The organism is Chromobacterium sp. FG89 (genome assembly GCF_057808735.1).
Genome location: NZ_JBMDIQ010000014.1, coordinates 78170 through 97704, shown reverse-complemented (window position 1 = coordinate 97704; position 19535 = coordinate 78170). Strand labels below are relative to the sequence as shown.

Below are 19535 nucleotides of genomic sequence, written 5' to 3'. Positions count from 1 at the left end.
CTGACGATAGCCGAGGCGCTGCGCCTATACCCCTTGCCCCGCCTGGAAGCCCGCATGCTGTTGCAGCAGGCGGCGCCGGGGCTGACTCACGCCCGCATCGCGGCCTACCCGGAACAGACGCTGAGCGCGGAACAGGAGGCGTGTTTCCGCGCGCTCGCCGCCCGGCGCGCCGCCGGCGAGCCGGTGGCCTATTTGATCGGCCGGCGAGAGTTCTACGGCCGCGATTTCACCGTGGGCCCGCAGGTATTGATCCCCCGGCCGGAAACCGAGCACTTGATCGAGGCGGCCTTGCAGCGGTTTGGCGACCGCGCCGCCCGCGTCGTCGACCTGGGCACCGGCAGCGGCGCCATCGCCGCGACGCTGGCGCTGGAGGCGCCGGCATGGCGGGTCTGCGCCGTTGATCTGTCGCCGGAGGCGCTGGCCATCGCGCGCGGCAACGCGGAACGCCTGGGCGCGCGCGTCGATTTTTATCAGGGCAGCTGGTATCAAGCCTTGCCCGAGAACGCGGTCTTCGATCTCATCGTGTCCAATCCGCCGTATATACAGCGTAACGACGAACACCTGGGGCAGGGGGATGTGCGCTTCGAGCCGCGGATGGCGCTGACCGACGAGGCCGATGGGCTGGACTGTCTGCGCGCCATCGCCGCCGACGCGCCGCGACGGCTGGCGCCGGGCGGCGGCTTGATCGTCGAGCACGGCTACGACCAGGGCGCGGCGGTGCGAGGGCTTTTCGCCGACGCGGGTTTGCTGCAAGTGGAAACCATTGTCGATCTGGCGGGTCTGGATCGAATCACCCTTGCAACGATGAAAGCTGACTGATGTGGTTTAAGTTGTCCTGTTTGCGCCGGCTGTGGCCGGCGTTGTTGTTATTGCCGCTGGCGATTCCGCTGGCGGCGTCTCCGGTCTTCAATCGCGATTTATTCCTGATTTTGCATGAAGCCGGCCGCGTCGCGCCCGGCGCGTTCTGGCGTCTGTTGAGCGTGCTGGGCGACTGGCCCACGGTGCTGGCCCTGCTGCTGGCCTTGAGCTGGCGGCGGCCGGACAAGCTGCCGGCCTTGTTGGCGGGCTGCGGTGTCGGCGTGTTTCTGGCCATCGTGCTCAAGGCGGGCTTCGCCGTGCCGCGACCGCCGTTGGCGCTGCCGCCGGGCTCGGTGCAATTGCTGGATGATTTGCCCGGCAACGGCTCTTTCCCCTCCGGCCATGCGATGGCATCCGCCACGCTGGCGAGCTTTCTTTATTATTCAGGCGTCTTGCGCCGCGGAGCCTTGCTGACGGCGGCCGTGGCCTTGGTGATGCTGTCGCGCTTGGCGATAGGCGTGCACTGGCCGCTGGATGTGACGGTGGGCGCCTTGCTGGGATGGGCGTCCATGAGCGCCGCTTGCCGCTGGGCCTGGCCTCGGGGATGGCCAGCGGGCTTGAGCGCGCGGCTGCAGTCGCTGATGCTGCCGGCCTTGGCGCTGCAGCTGCTGTGGCTGTTGTACAAGCCGGGCAGCCATGAGGAGTACGGCCTGAGGCTGGCGGTGTGCGCGCTGGTGCTGGCCGCGGGTTGTTGGCGCTGGCAGCGCGCGCGCTTGGGATAGCGCCGGAGCGTTCGCGCTCAGGCATGACAAAGGCGGCCCAATGGGCCGCCTTTGTCGAAATCAGGCCGGCGCGCCGGCAAAAGCATTACAATAACGCCGGTGCCGGCAGGGCCGGATGCCTGATCAATGGTGGTGGCCGTGCTCGCCGTGGGCGTGACCATGGCTGACTTCATCGGCGCTGGCGGCGCGGATTTCCACTACCTTGGCGGTGAAGCGGATGCTCTGGCCGGCCAGCGGGTGGTTGGCGTCGACCACGGCCTTGCCGTCGGCGATGTCGGTGACGCGGAACAGCAGCACGTCGCCGGTTTCCGGATCGTCGGCTTCGAACATCATGCCGACTTCGACGTCAGCCGGGAACACGTCCAGGTCTTCCAAGCGGATCAGTTCTTCTTCCGGGTCGCCGAAAGCGTCGTCCGGCGTCATCTTGACGTCGATGGCGTCGCCAACGGCCTTGCCTTCCAAAGCTTCTTCCACCAGCGGGAAGATGCCGTCGTAGCCACCGTGCAGATAGCTGATCGGCTCTTCGGTCTTGTCGAGGAGGTTGTTGTCAGCGTCGAACATCTCGTAGTGGAGGGTCACGACGGTGTTTTTGGAGATTTGCATGAGTGCGGATCCGTGAAGGAAGGTAAATAAAGCGGATGGCGGCGCAAGCCGGCCATCGAAAACGATTTTCAGATGCGCCGCCAATTGCGCGCATCCCATATTGTAAACCATTGCCGGGCGTTTCAGCCCGTGAAACTGCCATGAACACAACAACTTTGCTGGGCGGGATGTCGCCCGAACAGTTCCTCGCCGAGTACTGGCATAAGAAGCCTTTGCTGATCCGCGGCGCCCTGACCGAGGTGGGGCCGCTGGCGGATTTTTCGGTGCTGTCGCAACTGGCGACCCGCGAAGACGCGGAGTCGCGTCTGATTGAATGCCGCAACGGCCGCTGGAGCCTGGAGCGCGGTCCGTTCCGCCCGGCGCGTTTCCGCCGGTTGCCGGAGACGGACTGGACCTTGCTGGTGCAGGGCGTTAACCAGCATCTGCCGCATATCGACGAGCTGCTGTGGCGCTTCAACTTCATTCCCTATGCGCGGCTGGACGATCTGATGATCAGCTACGCGCCGCCGGGCGGCACCGTGGGGCCGCATTTCGACGCCTACGACGTGTTCCTCTTGCAAGTGGGCGGGCGCAAGCGCTGGCAGATCTCCACCCAGCACGACGACGACTTTATCGAAGACGCGCCGATCCGGGTGCTGAAGGACTTCCGTTGCGAGCAGGAGTTCGTGCTGGAGCACGGCGACATGCTCTATCTGCCGCCCAAGTGCGCGCATCACGGCGTGGCGCTGGACCCGGGCATGACTTATTCGATCGGCTTCCGCGCGCCGCCGGCGCAGGAACTGGCGACGCAATTCCTGGTGCATCTGCAGGACCGCATCTGCGCGGAAGGCGTGTACGCCGATCCCGGGCTCAAGCTGCAGCAGGACCCGGCGCGGATCGGCGACGAGATGGTGGAGCAGGTCAGCCGTCTGCTGGAGCAGATCCGTTGGGACAAGGCCGCGGTGGGGGACTTCCTGGGCCACTATCTGACCGAACCCAAGGCGCATGTATTTTACGACGCGCCGGAAGATGAGTTGGACGAGGCCGAATTCGAGAGCGAAGCGACATTGCGCGGACTGGAACTGGACCGCAAGAGCCAGATCCTGTTCTGTGGCGACAGTTTCTATTGCAACGGCGAGAAACTGGAGGCCGCGGAAGAGGATTTCGCCGCTTGGCGCGTCTTCGCCAATGCCAGGAGCATTGCCGGCGCGGCGCTTGGGCCTGGCATGCAGGAATGTTTGTACGAGGGATACCTGGCAGGCTATTGGCATTTGGCGACGAATGTAGCAAAATAACCACAGAAATTGTTCGGATGCGCAAGTGATATCGACAAATTCTGGCCTCAACGACAGGGGTAAACGCCCGTTTTTGTGGCTATGCTGCTTTGCGGAAGAGGATTATGGGCAAAGGTGTTTTTTTGGAATTTTGCCCCCTATACAGCCTTTTTTTTCGTGATACAATTTGCGCACTGATGGATTTTCAGTCGCCCGGCTTATTTCGAAGACCGTGCGATAACTGACGTCTTGTTCAACTTATCCTCAAAGGTAATGAAAAAATGAAACAGTCGCTCCTCGTTGCTGCCCTGCTGGCTGTAGCCCTGTCCGCTTGCGGTAAGAAAGCTGAAGCTCCGGCTGAAGCTTCCGCTCCTGCTGTTGAAGCATCCGCTCCGGCTGCCGCTCCGGCATCCGCTCCGGCTGCTGAAGCTTCCGCTCCGGCTGCTGCTTCCGCTCCGGCTGCTGAGGCTTCCGCTGCCAAGTAATTCTTGGCCTGCGACAAAAAAACCGGCTATGGCCGGTTTTTTTGTATCTGTAGCAAATGGAACAAGGGGTGTTGCAACATGAAAACAACACAATTGTCTGTTCGCTACAAAGCGTTACATTATCGCCTGATAACGGATGGCCGGATTCATTGACCGGCCATTGGGAAAACAAGGCGCAAAGAAAAGCCCGCGACAGCGGGCTTTATCTTTTGGGACGCGTTGATTTCGCGTCTTATTGCAGCTCGGTTTGCAGCTTGGACAGCGCGGCCTTGCTGAAGGCGTCCGACAGCGGCTTGCCTTGTTTGTCCTGGATGGACACCGTGCTGGAGCCGGGCGCGGTTTCCTTGATCTGCACGCGGTATTCCTGCTCCGTGGGTTTGGCGGATTTGCCGTCGTCGCTCTTCCAGAAGGCGAGGCCGGACCAGAAGCCGCCGGACTCGTTCTTGTCGGTTTCGCTCTTGGCCGGTTTGACGAAGTAAACGCCCTGGGAACGGTCGCGGTCGCTGACCACCAGGCCGACGCGGTCCAGCGCCAGGCCGACGCGGCGCCAAGCGCGGTCGAACTCGTCGCTGAGCAGCAACTGGCCGTCGACGATGGGGGTTTGCGGTTTGGCCGGCGCGCTCAGCGTCTGCTTGACCTGTTCGCGGGCTTTATCTTCCGCCATGCCCAGATTCATCATGAAGCGGCCCAGCAACTCGGCTTCCAGGCCCGGGTCGGTGGCGCGCGGCTGCCAGATGGTATTGGTCTTGGTGGTGTCGGCATAGACTTCTTCCATGCCGCGGTGGGAGAAGTAAACTTCCGTGCCGTTGGCGGTTTTTTCCAGACGAATGCGGAACTTGTCGCGCTCGCCGGTGGAGTAGACGCTGCCGAGGCCGACGGTTTCCAGCAGCTTGCGCAGGCCGTCGTTGGGCAGTTTGGCGCGGTTTTCCGCCCAGTCCGTTTCCATCACGCCCACGGCCGGGTCTTCGCTCTTGATCACGAAGCCGTTGTCCTGCCAGAAGGCTTTCAGCGCGGGCCACAGCTGTTCCGGGCTCTTGCCGGATACAACCAGCCAGCGCTGGGTGCCGGCGCGTTCCATCTTGACGTTGTCCAGCTGGTTCAGCGCGACCGAGCTGCCGGCCGCCGGTTGTTGCGCCGGCGCGTCGGTCTTGGCGCCCTGGGCGGCGGCGCTGGCGGCGCCTGGGATGGTGTATTTGTTCTGGACTTGCGGCGCGGTCAGATCCGGCGGCACTTCCAGAGTGTTGACGGTTTTGGGCTTGTCGGACTGGTAGTCCAGCTTTTTAGTCAGCGGCTGTTGCGAGCTGCAACCGGCGATAATGCCAGTTGCCAGCAGAATCGCGGCGGGCGCGGTTCGTTTCATGCGGTCTCCCATCGTTTCGGCAGGGGAAGGGTTAAAGGACGTCGGCTTGTTTCATCGCCGCTTCCACGGCCGCTTGCGCGTCGGGGGAGAGCGGAGTCAGCGGCAGGCGGATGCCGGAGGGAATCCGGTTCATCCGCGTCAGTGCCCACTTGGCCGGAATCGGGTTGGGTTCGATAAACAGCTGCTTGTGCAGGCCTTGCAGCTTGTCGTTGATCTCGCGAGCCAGCTTGGCGTTGCCGCTGGTGGCGGCTTTGCACAGCTCGCTCATGGATTTGGGGGCGATGTTGGCGGTGACCGAGATCACGCCGTGGCCGCCGCACAGCATGAAGGCCATGCCGGTGGCGTCATCGCCGGAATAAAGGGTGAAGCCGTCCGGAACGCGCATGACCAGATCGCAGGCGCGGCCGATGTCGCCGGTGGCGTCTTTCAGGCCGACAATGTTGGGGTGGGCGGCCAGGCGCAGCGCGGTGTCGTTGCTCATGTCGGCAACGGTGCGGCCGGGCACATTATAAAGAATGACCGGCAGCTTGCTGGCGTCGGCGATCGCTTTGAAATGCTGGTACAGACCTTCCTGAGTGGGCTTGTTGTAATAAGGTACGACGGACAGCACGTAATCGGCGCCAACCTCCTGGGACAGGTGGCTCAGCTCGATCGCTTCGGCCGTGGAGTTGCCGCCGGCGCCGGCGACGACTTTGACGCGGCCTTCAGCGTATTCGACAACCGCTTTGACCACGGCGATATGCTCGGTCACGTTCAATGTGGCGGATTCGCCCGTGGTGCCAACCGCGACAATGCCGTCGGTGCCATTCTCAATATGGAAATCGACGAGTCGTCGCAGTGCCTCGTAGTCCACCGAGCCGTCTGCGGACATCGGGGTGACCAGGGCGACCAAGCTGCCGGTAAGCATAGTTCAGCCTATCTCAGGGAATAGAAAACAAGGCTTACGATTGTAGCGGAATTCCAGATGCTGGCAAAAGGTAGGCGGCGTTTCCGTGACGGACGGCTCGGGAAAACGCCGGCACTGTGCTAGAATCCCACGTTTTTCCGATACTTACGGCTATTTGGCTGAAGGATCCCTAAGCGTGATTACCACAAGCAACATTACCATGCAGTTTGGCGTCAAACCTTTGTTCGAAAAGGTTTCCGTCAAATTTGGCGAAGGCAACCGTTACGGCCTGATCGGCGCCAACGGTTCCGGCAAATCCACTTTTATGAAGATTCTGGGTGGCGACCTGGAGCAGACCAGCGGCGAGGTGGCCATCGAGAACGGTCTGCGCCTGGGTAAGCTGCGTCAGGATCAGTTCGCCTATGAAGATCAGCGCGTCATCGACGTGGTGATGATGGGCCACACCGAGATGTGGGCTGCGATGAGCGAACGCGACGCCATCTACGCCAACCCGGAGGCCAGCGAAGACGACTATATGCACGCGGCCGAACTGGAAGCCAAGTTCGCCGAATACGACGGCTACACCGCCGAGGCGCGCGCGGGCGAGCTGCTGATGGGCGTGGGCATTCCGGTGGAACAGCACGCCGGCCCGATGAGCGAAGTGGCGCCGGGCTGGAAGCTGCGCGTCTTGCTGGCGCAAGCCCTGTTCTCCAATCCGGACATCCTGTTGCTGGACGAACCGACCAACAACCTGGACATCAACACCATCCGCTGGCTGGAACATGTGCTCAACGAGCGCAACGCCACCATGATCATCATTTCGCACGACCGTCACTTCCTGAACTCGGTGTGCACCCATATGGCGGACTTGGACTACAACACTATCCGCATCTACCCGGGCAACTACGACGACTATATGATCGCGTCGGCTCAGGCAAGAGAGCGTCAGCTGTCGTCCAACAGCAAGGCCAAGGAACGCATCCAGGAACTGCAGGAGTTCGTGGCCCGCTTCTCCGCCAACAAATCCAAGGCGCGCCAGGCGACCAGCCGACTGAAGCAGGTGGACAAGCTGAAGTCCGAAATGGTGGAAGTGAAGCCGTCCAGCCGTCAGAACCCGTTCATCCGTTTTGAAATGGACGACAAGTTCAAGCTGCACCGTCAGGCGGTGGAGGTGGATCACCTGAACAAGGCTTACGACGCCAAGGTGCTGTTCAAGGATCTGAGCCTGATCCTGGAAGCCGGCGCCCGTCTGGCCGTCATCGGCCCCAACGGCGCGGGCAAGACCTCGCTGGTCAAGCTGTTGGCCGGCGCCTTCAACGCGCCGTTCGCCGAAGGCCTGAGCGCCGACCGCGGTTCGATCAAATGGGCGGAAAAAGCCCAGGTCGGCTATTTCGCCCAGGACCATGAAGCCGATTTCGACAGCGATATGACGCTGACCGAATGGATGCGCGAATGGGGCCAGGAAGGCGACGACGAGCAGGTGATCCGCGGTACGCTGGGCCGTCTGTTGTTCGGCGGCGACGAAGTGGGCAAGCCGGTGCGCGTGCTGTCCGGCGGCGAGAAGGGACGCATGCTGTACGGCAAGCTAATCCTGCAAAAGCCCAATGTGATGATCATGGACGAACCGACCAACCATATGGATATGGAATCGATCGAGTCCCTGAATATGGCGCTGGAGAAGTACAAGGGCACCCTGGTCTTCGTTTCCCACGATCGTCAGTTCGTCAGCTCGCTGGCGACGCACGTGCTGGAACTGGACGGCAAGGGCGGTTACGACTACTACACCGGCAACTACGAAGACTATCTGGCCAGCAAGGGCCTGGAGTAAGCCTCGGCTCTTGGTCGGTTACACGCGGTAACTGACCTGTAGAGCAGTTGCTTTACCGGCGGGAGTCAGTGCGCTATATTGCAGTGCGTCTTGTGCGCTGCAATGGCTGCAGCGCACAAACTCCCGCTTTTCTTTTTTGCTTTAAAAAATAACCAATAAAAACAGGTGTTTGGCCATAGGTGGTCGATGGTGGAGTTGTAAGTCCGGCCTCCGGGCGGATTGCCTGTCATCTACAAAGTCAGTAAGGAAAATCCATGCGCTTGAAAGGTAAAGTCTCCATCATCACCGGCGCCGCCAGCGGCATCGGCAAGGCGACCGCCGAGAAATTCGTCAAAGAAGGCGCAGTCGTCGCCGTTTGCGACCTCAATCTGGACGCGGTCAACGCGGTGGTCGAGGAGTTGCAGCAGGCCGGCGGCGAAGCCATAGGCTATAAGGTGGACGTGACCAATAAGGGCCAGATCGCCGACATGGTCGCCGACCTGAAAAACCGCCGCGGCCGCATCGACGTGCTGGTCAACAACGCCGGCATCGTCATGGACGCCCAGTTGATGAAAATGACCGAAGACCAGTTCGACAAGGTGATCGACATCAATCTGAAAGGCGTTTACAACTGTGCCCGCGCGGTGATCGACACCATGGTGGAGCAGGGCGGCGGCGTGATCCTGAACGCGTCCTCGGTGGTGGGCGTCTACGGCAACTTCGGCCAGACCAACTACGCGGCGTCCAAGTTCGGCGTCATCGGCTTCGTCAAGACCTGGGCGAAGGAGCTCGGCAAGAAGGGCATCCGCGCCAATGCGGTGTGTCCGGGCTTTGTCGCCACTCCCATCCTGCAATCGATGCCGGAAAAAGTGATCCAGGCGATGGAAGACAAGGTGCCGATGCGGCGCATGGCCGACCCGACAGAGATCGCCAACGTCTACGCCTTCCTGGCGTCCGACGAGGCCAGCTACATCAACGGCGCGGCCATCGAGGTGACAGGCGGCCTGACGCTCTGATCCGGCGCCCCTGTACGCGAAAACGCCCCGATATCGGGGCGTTTTGTTTTGTCTGGCCGGAAGCGGCTCAATCCTCGCTGTCCGGGTCGCGCGCCAGCAGCGCGGCTTCGACTTCGCGCCGGTGCAGATGGGGCGCGAACAGTTCGATGAAGGTGTAGGCGAAGCCGCGCAGATAGGCGTCCTTGCGGATGCCGATCTTGGTGGTGGACGGCTCGAACAGATGGCCGGCGTCCAGCAGCTGCAGATTGATATCGCGCTCCGGCTCGTAGGCCATGCTGGCGATGATGCCTATGCCCAGCCCCAGGCTGACATAGGTCTTGATCACGTCGGTGTCTATCGCGGTCAGCACCACATTGGGCGCCAGGCCCTGATCGGCGAAGGCCTTGTTGATCTTGGAGCGGCCGGCGAAGGCGAAGTCGTAGGTGACGATGGGGTAGCGTGCGATGTCCGCCAGCGTCAGCGGGCGATCCAGCTTGGTCAGCTCGTGCCCTTCCGGCACCACGATGGAGCGGTTCCATTCATAGCAGGGCAGCATCGCCAATTCCTTATACAAGGCGATGCCTTCGGTGGCGATGGCGAGGTCGGCTTCGCCGGACACCACCATTTCGCAGATCTGGGTGGGGCTGCCCTGCTTGATCGACAGCCTCACCTTGGGGTAACGTCGAACGAACTCGGCGATGGCCGGCGGCAGCGCGTAGCGCGCCTGAGTGTGCGTGGTGGCGATGGTCAGCGCGCCTTCCGCCTCCTTGGAGAATTCGTCGCCCACCCGTTTCAGATTCTGCGCTTCGCGCAGAATGCGCTCGGAAATGCGCAGCACCTCCTTGCCCGGCTCGGACACCGAGACCACCCGCTTGCCGTTGCGGATGAAAACCTGGATGCCCAGCTCGTCCTCCAGCAGCCGGATTTGCTTGGAAATGCCCGGTTGCGAGGTGTGCAGCTTTTCCGCGGCCTCCGAGACGTTCAGCCCTTGCTTGGCCACCTCGACCAAGTAACGCAGTTGTTGCAGCTTCATGCGACGCCATCCTCTATAAAACCTGTAGTAATTAAATACTAACACAATATTCTTTTCGGTTTATAAGCGGCTTGGGTAGGATTGTCATGAAATTTCCTGCCTGGAGCCTTTGATGAGCCTGGAAGCAAAACTGGACGCCACCGTCGCCTGCCTCAGGACGATCGCGGCCGAGCATCCGGACGCCGTGCTGGCCAACAGCTATGGCGCCGAGGACATGGTGCTGACCGATCTGATCGCCCGCCTGGGCCTGGGCATCGCGGCCTTCAGCCTGGACACCGGCCGCCTGCCGGCGGAAACCTACGACCTGATGCAGCGGGTGGAAGAGCGTTATCCCAGCCACCCCGTCGCCGTGTATTTTCCGCAGTCCGCCGCGGTGGAGCAGTATGTGGCCCTCCACGGCATCAACGGCTTTTACCGCAGCGTGGACGCGCGCAAATCCTGTTGCCAGCTGCGCAAGCTGGAGCCGCTCAGGCGCGCGCTGGCCGGGCGTTCGGCCTGGATCACCGGGCTGCGGCGCGAACAGTCGCCGACGCGCCAGGATCTGCAGGTCAGCGAATACGACGCCGACAACGGCCTGCAAAAGTTCAGCCCGCTGCTGGACTGGAGCGAGGGCGAGGTCTGGGACTATCTGCGCGCGCACGAAGTGCCCTACAACGCCCTGCACGACCGCCATTACCCCTCCATCGGCTGCGCGCCCTGTACCCGGGCCATTTCGGTGGGCGAGGACGTCCGCGCCGGCCGCTGGTGGTGGGAAAACCCCGATTCCAAGGAATGCGGCCTGCACGTCAAGGCCAGCCCGTTGAAACGCCCGGCATAGCGCCGCCTGAAAGAGCACCATGTATCAATATGATGAAGTCGATCACCGCATCGTGCGCGAGCGCGTGGTTCAGTTTCGAGATCAGACCCGGCGCTATCTGGCCGGCGAACTGAGCGAGGACGAGTTTCGCCCGCTGCGGCTGATGAACGGCCTGTACGTGCAGCGCCATGCGCCCATGTTGCGCGTCGCCATTCCCTACGGCCATCTGCGCAGCGGCCAGCTGCGCAAGCTGGCCGACATCGCCCGCCGCTACGACAAGGGCTACGGCCATTTCACCACCCGCCAGAACATCCAGTTCAACTGGCCGGAGCTGGCGCGGGTGCCGGATATCCTGGAAGAGCTGTCCACGGTGGAAATGCACGCGATCCAGACTTCCGGCAACTGCGTGCGCAACACCACCACGGACGCTTTCGCCGGCGTGGCCGGCGACGAGCTGCTGGACCCGCGGCCCTGGTGCGAGATCATCCGTCAGTGGAGCACGCTGCACCCCGAGTTCACCTTCCTGCCGCGCAAATTCAAGATCGCGGTGTCCGGCAGCGTGGAAGACCGCGCGGCCACCCGCGTGCACGACATCGGCCTGCACGTGGTGCGCAACGAGGCCGGCGAAGTCGGTTTCCGCGTGATGGTGGGCGGCGGACTGGGGCGCACGCCCATCGTCGGCGACGTGGTCAAGGATTTTCTGCCCACCCCGCATCTGCTGACCTATCTGGACGCTGTGCTGCGGGTCTATAACCGCTTCGGCCGCCGCGACAACAAATACAAGGCGCGCATCAAGATCCTGGTCAAGGCGATGACGGTGGAGGGCTTCGCCGCCAAGGTGGAGGACGAATGGCTGCATATCAAGGGCGGCCCGGCCACGCTGCGCGACGAGGACGTTGCGCACTACGCCAGCTTTTTCACCGATCCGCCGTATCAGACGCTGCCGGCCAATCCGCCCGAGCTGCGGACCTGGCTGGAAGAAGACAAGGGCTTCGCCCGGTGGGCGGAGCGCAATACCCGCGCTCACAAGCGGCCGGGTTATCGTTCGGTCGTGCTGTCGCTGAAACGCGCCGGCGTGCCGCCCGGCGACATCAGCGCGGAACAGATGGACGCGGCGGCGGAATTGTCCGAGCGCTTCGGATTCGGCGAACTGCGCGTCGCCCATGAACAGAACCTGGTGCTGCCGGACGTGCCGGAAAAGGATTTGCACGCCTTGTGGCAGCTGGCGCGCCAGCACGGCTTCGCCACTCCCAATATCGGCCTGCTCACCGACATCATCTGCTGTCCGGGTGGCGACTTCTGCTCGCTGGCCAACGCGCGCTCGATTCCGGTGGCCGAGGCCATCCAGCAAACCTTCGAGGACATGGACTATCTCTACGACCTCGGCGACATCGACTGCAATTTCTCCGGTTGCATGAATGCCTGCGGCCACCATCACATCGGCAATATAGGCATACTCGGCGTCGACAAGAACGGGGAGGAGTGGTACCAGATCACGCTGGGCGGCAGCCAGGGCAGCGCCACCAGCATAGGCAAGGTGATCGGGCCCTCGTTCGCCCAGGCCGACGTGCCCAAGGCCTTCACCACCATCATGAGCGTCTATCTGGAGCAACGCGGTCCGGGCGAGCGCTTCATCGAAACCGTGCGCCGCATCGGCATCGAACCCTTCAAGGAGCGGGTGTATGCCAAACATCATTAAACAGGGACAAGTCCGGCCCGACGATTGGAATCTGCTGCGCCAGGATGAAAACGGCCAGTTGCCGGAAACCGCCGCGGGCGGCAATGTGATCGTGCCGCTGTCCGATTGGCTGGAACGACGCGCGTTCTGGCGCAGCCATGCGGCGCGGGTGGGCGTCTGGCTGGGACCGGAGGACGATCCGGCGCGGCTACTGGCCGATTTGCCAGAGCTGGAGCTGATCGCCGTCGATTTTCCGGCCTTCACCGACGGGCGCGGCTACAGTCATGCGCGCTTGCTGCGCGAGCGCTACGGCTATCGCGGGGAACTGCGGGCGATCGGGGATGTCTGGCAAGACTTGCTGCATTCCATGGCGCAAGTTGGTTTTGATGCATTTGCCATCAAGGACGGCAAGACACTGGAATCTTCGCTGGATGGTTTCAATACTTTTAGCGAAAACTATCAGGCTACCGTGCTGAACCCGCTGCCACTGTTTCGTAGGCGCGTCACATCGGTGTAATGTGTGGCTTATGCGAGACAGAGGCTGAAAAAAAACGCTTTTTTTGACGTTTTTTTGCAACGGATTGCTCGCAATCTGTGGCGCCTCAAGTTGACATGGGATTGCAGCGTTTCTATAGTGCGGGTTAACTGCATAAACACAGTTTGCAGATCACCCTGTTGTTTGCAGTAAAATTGTTCGTGTGGTCTTTGCGTCAGCCCGCATTGCTACCCATTTTATAGATTAAAGAGGGAATAACATGACTAAACAGCTGAAACTGAGCGCCCTGGTTGCTGCTCTGTTGGTTTCCGCTAGCGCTTTTGCTGCTAAACCTGGCTATGCCGTTGACCAGTCCACCGAATCCGTGACTCGCAACAACTACGGCGAGTGCTGGAGAACCAACTTCTTCGACAAGGCCAAGGACGGCCTGGTTGAATGTGGCGACCGTGAAGCTGCCAAGCCGGTAGCCGAAGCTCCGAAGCCGGTGCTGGTTTCCGAAAAAGAAAAAGTCACCCTGTCCGCTAAAGTGCTGTTCGACTTCGACAAGGCCAAGCTGCGCGCCGACGCCAAGAACGAACTGGACCCGCTGGTTGAAAAGCTGAAAGCCAACGCCGGCAAAGGCTACCTGAAGTCCGTTGAAGTTGCTGGCTACACCGACTTCATGGGTTCCGCCGCTTACAACAACCGTCTGTCGCAAGAGCGCGCCGACGCTGTTAAAGGCTACTTCATCGCTGCTGGCGTTCCGGCTGAAAAAGTGACCTCCGTAGGTCGCGGCTCCGCTGAAGCCAAGATGACCGCCGAGTGCAAGGCCAAATTCCCGAAATACCAGAAGAAAGGTTCCAAGCAGAACCTGGCTATCAAGGAATGCATCGAGTCTGATCGTCGCGTTGAGCTGACCATCGACGCGGTTAAAGAGTCCCTGGTTGAGAAGAAGTAATCTCGATTAGTCGCTCTGTTCAAAAAGCCCCGCAATCTTGCGGGGCTTTTTGCATTGGACGGCGGAGGGCGGGCTCCTTTCGCCGTCGCCGCCCCAATTGCGTTTCATGTCTGGACGCTATCCGTGGCTGGCAGATACAATCGAAGGTTTTCAGGACGCAATAAGACCAGCACATGCAGGTATTTTTTGGAGATCCGCGGCGTTATCAGCTGCCAGCCTGCGCCTTGACCATCGGCAATTTCGACGGCGTGCACCTTGGCCATCAGAAAATGCTGCAGCGCCTGCGGCTGGAAGCCGACGCGCGCGGCTTGCCGACGGCTCTGTTGACCTTTGAACCCCATCCGCGGGAGTTCTTCGCGCGCGACAAGCCGCCCGGCCGCCTGTCAACGCTGCGCGACAAACTGGCTTTCTTGCAGCGGCTGGGCCTGGTCGACTATGTGTTCGTCTATCGCTTCAACCACGGTTTCGCCGGCATGTCGGCGCAGGACTTCATCGACAAAGTCCTGGTGCAGGGCCTGCAGACCAAGTATTTGCTGATCGGCGACGACTTCCAGTTCGGCGCCAAGCGGCAGGGCCACTTCGAGATGTTGAGCTCCTGTCCCCATTTCGTCACCGAGGCGATGCCGACGGTGCTGGCCAAGGGCGAGCGAGCGTCCAGTAGCCTGGTGCGCGAGCGGCTGGCCGCCGGCGATTTGAGCGGCGCGGAAAGCCTGCTGGGGCGCGAGTACCAGATTTCCGGCCGTGTGGTGCACGGCAAGAAACTGGGCCGCACCATAGGTTTCCCCACGGCCAACATCCATCTGCCGCATTTGCGTCCAGCCTTGCAGGGCGTGTTCGTGGTGCAGGCGGAGACCGACGCCGGCGTGCTGGGCGGCGTGGCCAGTCTGGGTTTGAACCCGACGGTCAGCGATACCCCGGACTACAAACTGGAAGTGCATCTGTTCGATTTCGCCGGCGATCTCTACGGCCAGCGGCTGACGGTGCGATTCCTGAAGAAACTGCGCGACGAGGCGCGGTATGATGATTTATCGGCGCTGATCGCTCAGATCGAAAAAGACGCGGCCAGCGCCAAGACCTATTTGACAAGTTTGCAGCGAGAGCAGGCATGAGCATCGATTATCGAAAAACCGTAAACCTGCTGGATACCCCCTTCGCCATGCGCGGGGATCTGGCCAAACGCGAACCGGCCTGGGTCAAGCGCTGGCAGGAGGAGAAGCGCTACGAGAAGCTGCGCAAGCTCTCCGCCGGTCGTCCCAAGTTCATCCTGCACGACGGCCCTCCGTACGCCAACAACGACATCCACCTGGGCCACGCGGTCAACAAGGTGCTGAAGGACATCATCGTCCGCTCCAAGACGCTGGCCGGTTTCGACGCGCCCTATGTGCCGGGCTGGGACTGTCACGGCTTGCCCATCGAGCTGATGGTGGAGAAGCTGCACGGCAAGGACATTCCCGCCGCCAAATTCCGCGAGCTGTGCCGCGAATACGCGAAAGAGCAAGTGGCGCGCCAGAAGAAGGGCTTCATCCGCCTGGGCGTGCTGGGCGATTGGGACAATCCCTATCTGACCATGGATTTCAAGACCGAGGCCGACATCGTGCGCACCCTCGGCAAGATCTTCGAGAACGGCTATCTGACCAAGGGCGAGAAGCCGGTGCACTGGTGCATCGAGTGCGGCTCCTCGCTGGCCGAGGCCGAAGTCGAGTATGAGGACAAGCTGTCGCCGGCGATCGACGTCGGCTTCAAGGTGGTGGACGCGGACAAGGCGGGCCAAGCCTTCGGCGCCGACGCCTCCGGCGCGATGGCGGTGATCTGGACCACCACGCCGTGGACCTTGCCGGCCAACCAGGCGGTCGCCGCCGGCGCCGAACTGGTTTATCAATTGCTGGACACGCCCAAGGGCAAGCTGATCCTGGCCAAGGAGCTGGCCGAGGCGGCCTTGAAGCGCTACGGCGTCGAGAGCTGCCAGGTGTTGGGCGAGGCCAAGGGCCGGGCGCTGGAGCTCTTGCAGCTGCAACACCCGTTCTACGCGCGCCAAGTGCCGGTGATCCTGGGCGACCACGTGACCACCGACGCCGGCACCGGCCTGGTGCACACCGCGCCGGCCCACGGTTTGGAAGACTTCCAGGCCGGCCTGCATTACAAGCTGCCGGTGGCCAACCCGGTGGCGGACAACGGCCGTTACAAGACCGGCACCGAGCTGTTCGCCGGCCTGCTGGTCTGGGACGCCAATCCGCGCATCATCGAAACGCTGGAAGAGCACGGCGCGCTGGTGCACAAGGCCAAGCTGGAGCACAGCTACCCGCATTGCTGGCGTCACAAGACCCCCATCATTTTCCGCGCCACGCCGCAGTGGTTCATCGGCATGGACAAGGCCGGCCACGGCGGCGAGACCCTGCGCTCCATCAGCCAGCGCGCGGTGGACGCTACCGAGTTCTTCCCGGCCTGGGGCCGCGCGCGCCTGGACGCGATGATCAAGAACAGCCCTGACTGGTGCGTGTCGCGCCAGCGCAATTGGGGCGTGCCGATGACCTTCTTCATCCACAAGGAAAGCGGCGAGCTGCACCCGCGCACGGCGCAATTGCTGGAAGAAGTGGCGTTGCGCATCGAGCAGCAGGGCATTGAAGCCTGGTTCAGCCTGGACGCCAAGGAGTTGCTGGGCGAGGAGGCCGAGCAGTACCGCAAGCTGTCCGACACCCTGGACGTGTGGTTCGATTCCGGCTCCACCCATTTCGCCGTGCTCAAGCAGCGCGCCGAACTGGCCTGGCCGGCGGATCTGTACCTGGAGGGTTCCGACCAGCATCGCGGCTGGTTCCAGTCCTCGCTGAAAACCGGTTGCGCCACCATAGGCCGCGCGCCGTACAAGCAGTTGCTGACCCACGGCTTCACCGTGGACGACAAGGGCTACAAGATGTCCAAGTCGCGCGGCAACGGCATTGCGCCGGAAGAGATCTGCGGCACCCTGGGCGCCGACATCCTGCGCCTGTGGGTGGCCAGCGCCGACTACTCCGGCGATATGTCGCTGTCGCAGGAAATCCTGAAGCGCACGACGGAAAGCTATCGCCGTCTGCGCAACACCATCCGCTTCCTGCTGTCCAATCTGTCGGATTTCGATCCGCTGGAACACGCCGTGCCGCTGGCCAATATGGTGGAACTGGACCAGTACGCGCTGCTGCGCGCGCGCGAAGTGCAGGAAAAGGCGGCGGGCGAACTGTACTCGCGCTACGCCTTCCACCATGTGGTGCAGGAGGTGGTGGGTTATTGCTCCGAGGATCTGGGCGCCTTCTACCTGGACGTGATCAAGGACCGTTTGTACACCACCAAGGCGGACAGCCACGCGCGCCGCAGCGCTCAGACCGCGCTGTACCACATCACCCGCAGCCTGCTCTTGCTGGTGGCGCCCATCCTGTGCTTCACCGCCGACGAGGCGTGGAACGTGCTGGTGGACAGCGAGGAAGAATCGCCGCTGTATCACGTCTGGCATGAGTTCCCGGCCCAGTCCGCCGAGCGCGAAGCGGCCTTGTCCGCCAAGTGGCAGGCCATCCGCGAGCTGCGCGCCCAGGTCAACAAGCAGATCGAAGCGCTGCGCAGCGCCGATCAGCTGGGCTCCTCGCTGCAGGCGGAGATCGAAATCGAGGCCGACGGCGAGCTGTCGCAGTGGTTGAACGCTTTGGGTGATGAACTCAAGTTCGTGCTGATTGTCTCTAAAGCCAGCGTCAAGCAAGGCGAGCAAACCCGCGTCAGCGTGGCGTCGTCGACGCAGCAGAAGTGCGAGCGTTGCTGGCACTATCGCGCCGACGTCGGCAGTCACGCCGGCCACGGCGCGGTGTGCGGCCGTTGCGTGGACAATATCGACGGCAAGGGCGAGACGCGCCGCTTCGCCTGATCCGCGTCGACGACGCGGCGGCACGGCCGGGCCGGAAGCATGGGAACGCTCAGCGTTCCGGGCTTCCGGCGCTTTGATATAGAGTGCGCGGAGTTCCGCTTCGCGTCGTGGAAAGGTCTGATGGAATCTGCAATGACTATGCCCAAGGCCAAGCAATGGCCGAAGTGGTTTGCGCTGGCCGCGGTGATCGTGCTGCTGGATCAATTGACCAAGATCTATTTCAACGGCAATTACCAGTACGGCGAAGTCCGGGAAATCATTCCCGGCTTTTTCGGGTTTACCTTGCTGTACAATCCGGGCGCGGCGTTCAGCTTCCTGCACGACGCCGGCGGCTGGCAGAAGTATCTGTTTTCCGGTCTGGCTTTCGCGGTGTCCGGCTGGCTGGGCTGGAATATCTTCAAGAACCGCTTCAGCGGACTGATGAACCTGGCTGCGGCCTTCATCATGGGCGGCGCGCTCGGCAATGTGATAGACCGCATCGTCCATGGCCATGTGATCGATTTCATCCAGGTGCATTACTACAGCAGCTGGTCGTACCCGGCCTTCAATCTGGCTGACTCCTTCATCTGCGTGGGAGCCGCCTTGATGGTGCTGGACAGTTTCAGAAAGCCGCGCGCCTGAGCGCCGCGGCTTGAGCAAGGATTGAGTGATGACGAAGACCATCATGCTGGCCAACCCGCGCGGCTTCTGCGCCGGGGTGGACCGGGCCATCGCCATCGTCGAGCGGGCGATCGAACTCTACGGCGCGCCGATCTACGTGCGCCACGAAGTGGTGCATAACCGCTTCGTCGTGGAGAACCTGCGCGCCAAGGGCGCGGTGTTCATCGAAGAATTGAAAGACGTGCCCAGTGGCAGCACCCTGGTGTACTCCGCTCACGGCGTGCCGCTGTCGGTGCGCGAAGAGGCGGCGCTGCTGGGCCTGCAGGTGTTCGACGCCACCTGTCCGCTGGTCACCAAAGTGCATGTCGAAGTCAAGCGCATGAACAAGGCGGGCATGGAGATCGTCATGATAGGCCACGCCGGCCACCCCGAGGTGGAGGGCACCATGGGCCAGGTGGACGGCGGCATGTATCTGGTGGAAAACGTCGCCGATGTCGCCAAGCTGCAAGTGCGCAACCCGGCGGCGCTGTCCTACGTCAGCCAGACCACGCTGTCGGTGGACGAGACCCGAGACATCATCGCCGCGCTGAAAGCGCGCTTCCCCGAGATCTCCAGCCCGAAAAAAGACGATATCTGCTACGCCACGCAAAACCGGCAGGACGCGGTGAAGGTGCTGGCCGACGAGTGCGACATCGTGGTGGTGGTGGGATCGCCCAACAGCTCCAACTCCAACCGCTTGCGCGAAGTGGCCGCGCTCAAGGGCGTGGACGCCTATATGGTGGACAACGCCGGCCAACTGGTGGAAGCCTGGTTCGTCGGCAAGCGGCGCGTCGGCGTCACCGCCGGCGCCAGCGCGCCGGAAGTGCTGGTGCAGGCGGTGATAGACCAGATCAAGGCTTTCGGCGCGGACAGCGTCAGCGAGCTGGACGGCGTGGAGGAAAACACTGTGTTCGCGCTGCCGCCGGCCCTGCGCGAAGACAAGCGCGCCTAAGCCCGCCCGGCGGGTCCAAAGGCCAAACCGCCCCGCGATTTCGTCGCGGGGCTTTTTCATGTTCGCGCGGCGACGATCCTGGGTTGCAGGCAGGGGTATTGAAAACCCCGGGACAGCCCTTATCTGATGCGCATCGTTGACCAACTCTTGTT

17 protein-coding genes are annotated in these 19535 nt (G+C 62.2%); 13 read left to right on the top strand and 4 right to left on the bottom strand.

Going from position 1 to position 19535, the window contains the following annotated elements; all coding sequences use genetic code 11:
- Positions 1-819, top strand: coding sequence for a peptide chain release factor N(5)-glutamine methyltransferase (gene prmC / locus ACODRW_RS15030; protein WP_488906096.1), 819 nt, complete (start codon positions 1-3; stop codon positions 817-819).
- Positions 819-1580, top strand: coding sequence for a phosphatase PAP2 family protein (locus ACODRW_RS15025; protein WP_488906082.1), 762 nt, complete (start codon positions 819-821; stop codon positions 1578-1580). Before prmC ends, ACODRW_RS15025 begins: the two co-directional genes overlap by 1 nt.
- Before the next feature lie 123 nt (positions 1581-1703).
- Here the strand turns inward: ACODRW_RS15025 and ACODRW_RS15020 are convergent, their stop codons facing one another.
- The gene (locus tag ACODRW_RS15020; protein WP_107798510.1) at positions 1704-2183 is read right to left on the bottom strand and encodes an FKBP-type peptidyl-prolyl cis-trans isomerase; all 480 of its coding nucleotides are present in this window, start codon (positions 2181-2183) and stop codon (positions 1704-1706) included.
- A 140-nt stretch (positions 2184-2323) separates the two neighbouring features.
- On the opposite strand from ACODRW_RS15020, the gene ACODRW_RS15015 reads away from it, so the two are divergent.
- Positions 2324-3457 (top strand): ribosomal protein uL16 3-hydroxylase, encoded by a 1134-nt coding sequence (locus tag ACODRW_RS15015; protein WP_488906081.1) that lies wholly within the window; start codon positions 2324-2326, stop codon positions 3455-3457.
- Positions 3458-4153: 696 nt separating this feature from the next.
- On the opposite strand, the gene bamC is transcribed toward ACODRW_RS15015, so the two are convergent.
- On the bottom strand, positions 4154-5281 hold the full coding sequence (gene bamC / locus ACODRW_RS15010) for an NlpB/DapX family lipoprotein (RefSeq protein WP_107798512.1): 1128 nt from the start codon (positions 5279-5281) through the stop codon (positions 4154-4156).
- A 31-nt stretch (positions 5282-5312) separates the two neighbouring features.
- Entirely contained in the window at positions 5313-6188 is an 876-nt protein-coding gene (dapA, locus tag ACODRW_RS15005; RefSeq protein ID WP_107798513.1) for a 4-hydroxy-tetrahydrodipicolinate synthase, read from the bottom strand.
- A 175-nt stretch (positions 6189-6363) separates the two neighbouring features.
- Here dapA and ACODRW_RS15000 point away from each other — a divergent pair, with 175 nt between their 5' ends.
- On the top strand, positions 6364-7995 hold the full coding sequence (locus ACODRW_RS15000; RefSeq protein WP_107798514.1) for an ABC-F family ATPase: 1632 nt from the start codon (positions 6364-6366) through the stop codon (positions 7993-7995).
- Between the two features lie 254 nt (positions 7996-8249).
- Entirely contained in the window at positions 8250-8990 is a 741-nt protein-coding gene (fabG, locus tag ACODRW_RS14995; RefSeq protein WP_043638508.1) for a 3-oxoacyl-ACP reductase FabG, read from the top strand.
- Between the two features lie 67 nt (positions 8991-9057).
- Here fabG and cysB read toward each other — a convergent pair whose 3' ends face one another.
- Positions 9058-10002, bottom strand: a complete 945-nt coding sequence (gene cysB / locus ACODRW_RS14990) for an HTH-type transcriptional regulator CysB (protein WP_107798515.1) — start codon at positions 10000-10002, stop codon at positions 9058-9060.
- A 112-nt stretch (positions 10003-10114) separates the two neighbouring features.
- Here cysB and ACODRW_RS14985 point away from each other — a divergent pair, with 112 nt between their 5' ends.
- The 8 genes from ACODRW_RS14985 to ispH all read left to right on the top strand — a co-directional run bounded on the left by ACODRW_RS14985 (position 10115) and on the right by ispH (position 19383).
- Positions 10115-10819, top strand: coding sequence for a phosphoadenylyl-sulfate reductase (locus ACODRW_RS14985; RefSeq protein WP_107798516.1), 705 nt, complete (start codon positions 10115-10117; stop codon positions 10817-10819).
- 19 nt (positions 10820-10838) lie between these two features.
- Complete coding sequence (locus ACODRW_RS14980) at positions 10839-12497, top strand: nitrite/sulfite reductase (protein ID WP_227104418.1); 1659 nt, start codon at positions 10839-10841, stop codon at positions 12495-12497.
- Positions 12481-12993, top strand: coding sequence for a DUF934 domain-containing protein (locus tag ACODRW_RS14975; RefSeq protein WP_227104416.1), 513 nt, complete (start codon positions 12481-12483; stop codon positions 12991-12993). Before ACODRW_RS14980 ends, ACODRW_RS14975 begins: the two co-directional genes overlap by 17 nt.
- A 238-nt stretch (positions 12994-13231) precedes the next feature.
- Entirely contained in the window at positions 13232-13909 is a 678-nt protein-coding gene (locus ACODRW_RS14970; protein ID WP_107798519.1) for an OmpA family protein, read from the top strand.
- A gap of 173 nt (positions 13910-14082) precedes the next feature.
- Positions 14083-15018, top strand: a complete 936-nt coding sequence (locus tag ACODRW_RS14965) for a bifunctional riboflavin kinase/FAD synthetase (RefSeq protein ID WP_488906080.1) — start codon at positions 14083-14085, stop codon at positions 15016-15018.
- Positions 15015-17792, top strand: a complete 2778-nt coding sequence (gene ileS, locus ACODRW_RS14960) for an isoleucine--tRNA ligase (protein ID WP_488906079.1) — start codon at positions 15015-15017, stop codon at positions 17790-17792. Before ACODRW_RS14965 ends, ileS begins: the two co-directional genes overlap by 4 nt.
- A gap of 132 nt (positions 17793-17924) precedes the next feature.
- Entirely contained in the window at positions 17925-18413 is a 489-nt protein-coding gene (gene lspA / locus ACODRW_RS14955; protein WP_048412579.1) for a signal peptidase II, read from the top strand.
- Between the two features lie 28 nt (positions 18414-18441).
- Entirely contained in the window at positions 18442-19383 is a 942-nt protein-coding gene (gene ispH / locus ACODRW_RS14950) for a 4-hydroxy-3-methylbut-2-enyl diphosphate reductase (protein WP_107798523.1), read from the top strand.
- The last annotated feature ends 152 nt before the right edge of the window (positions 19384-19535 follow it).

Excerpts from the sequence above, each read along its gene's own strand:
- ACODRW_RS15025 (WP_488906082.1), top strand. The coding sequence starts at position 819 with ATGTGGTTTAAGTTGTCCTGTTTGCGCCGGCTGTGGCCGGCGTTGTTG.
- ACODRW_RS15020 (WP_107798510.1), bottom strand. The coding sequence starts at position 2,183 with ATGCAAATCTCCAAAAACACCGTCGTGACCCTCCACTACGAGATGTTC.
- ACODRW_RS15015 (WP_488906081.1), top strand. The coding sequence starts at position 2,324 with ATGAACACAACAACTTTGCTGGGCGGGATGTCGCCCGAACAGTTCCTC.
- bamC (WP_107798512.1), bottom strand. The coding sequence starts at position 5,281 with ATGAAACGAACCGCGCCCGCCGCGATTCTGCTGGCAACTGGCATTATC.
- dapA (WP_107798513.1), bottom strand. The coding sequence starts at position 6,188 with ATGCTTACCGGCAGCTTGGTCGCCCTGGTCACCCCGATGTCCGCAGAC.
- fabG (WP_043638508.1), top strand. The coding sequence starts at position 8,250 with ATGCGCTTGAAAGGTAAAGTCTCCATCATCACCGGCGCCGCCAGCGGC.
- cysB (WP_107798515.1), bottom strand. The coding sequence starts at position 10,002 with ATGAAGCTGCAACAACTGCGTTACTTGGTCGAGGTGGCCAAGCAAGGG.
- ACODRW_RS14985 (WP_107798516.1), top strand. The coding sequence starts at position 10,115 with ATGAGCCTGGAAGCAAAACTGGACGCCACCGTCGCCTGCCTCAGGACG.
- ACODRW_RS14980 (WP_227104418.1), top strand. The coding sequence starts at position 10,839 with ATGTATCAATATGATGAAGTCGATCACCGCATCGTGCGCGAGCGCGTG.
- ACODRW_RS14975 (WP_227104416.1), top strand. The coding sequence starts at position 12,481 with ATGCCAAACATCATTAAACAGGGACAAGTCCGGCCCGACGATTGGAAT.
- ACODRW_RS14970 (WP_107798519.1), top strand. The coding sequence starts at position 13,232 with ATGACTAAACAGCTGAAACTGAGCGCCCTGGTTGCTGCTCTGTTGGTT.
- ACODRW_RS14965 (WP_488906080.1), top strand. The coding sequence starts at position 14,083 with ATGCAGGTATTTTTTGGAGATCCGCGGCGTTATCAGCTGCCAGCCTGC.
- ileS (WP_488906079.1), top strand. The coding sequence starts at position 15,015 with ATGAGCATCGATTATCGAAAAACCGTAAACCTGCTGGATACCCCCTTC.
- lspA (WP_048412579.1), top strand. The coding sequence starts at position 17,925 with ATGACTATGCCCAAGGCCAAGCAATGGCCGAAGTGGTTTGCGCTGGCC.
- ispH (WP_107798523.1), top strand. The coding sequence starts at position 18,442 with ATGACGAAGACCATCATGCTGGCCAACCCGCGCGGCTTCTGCGCCGGG.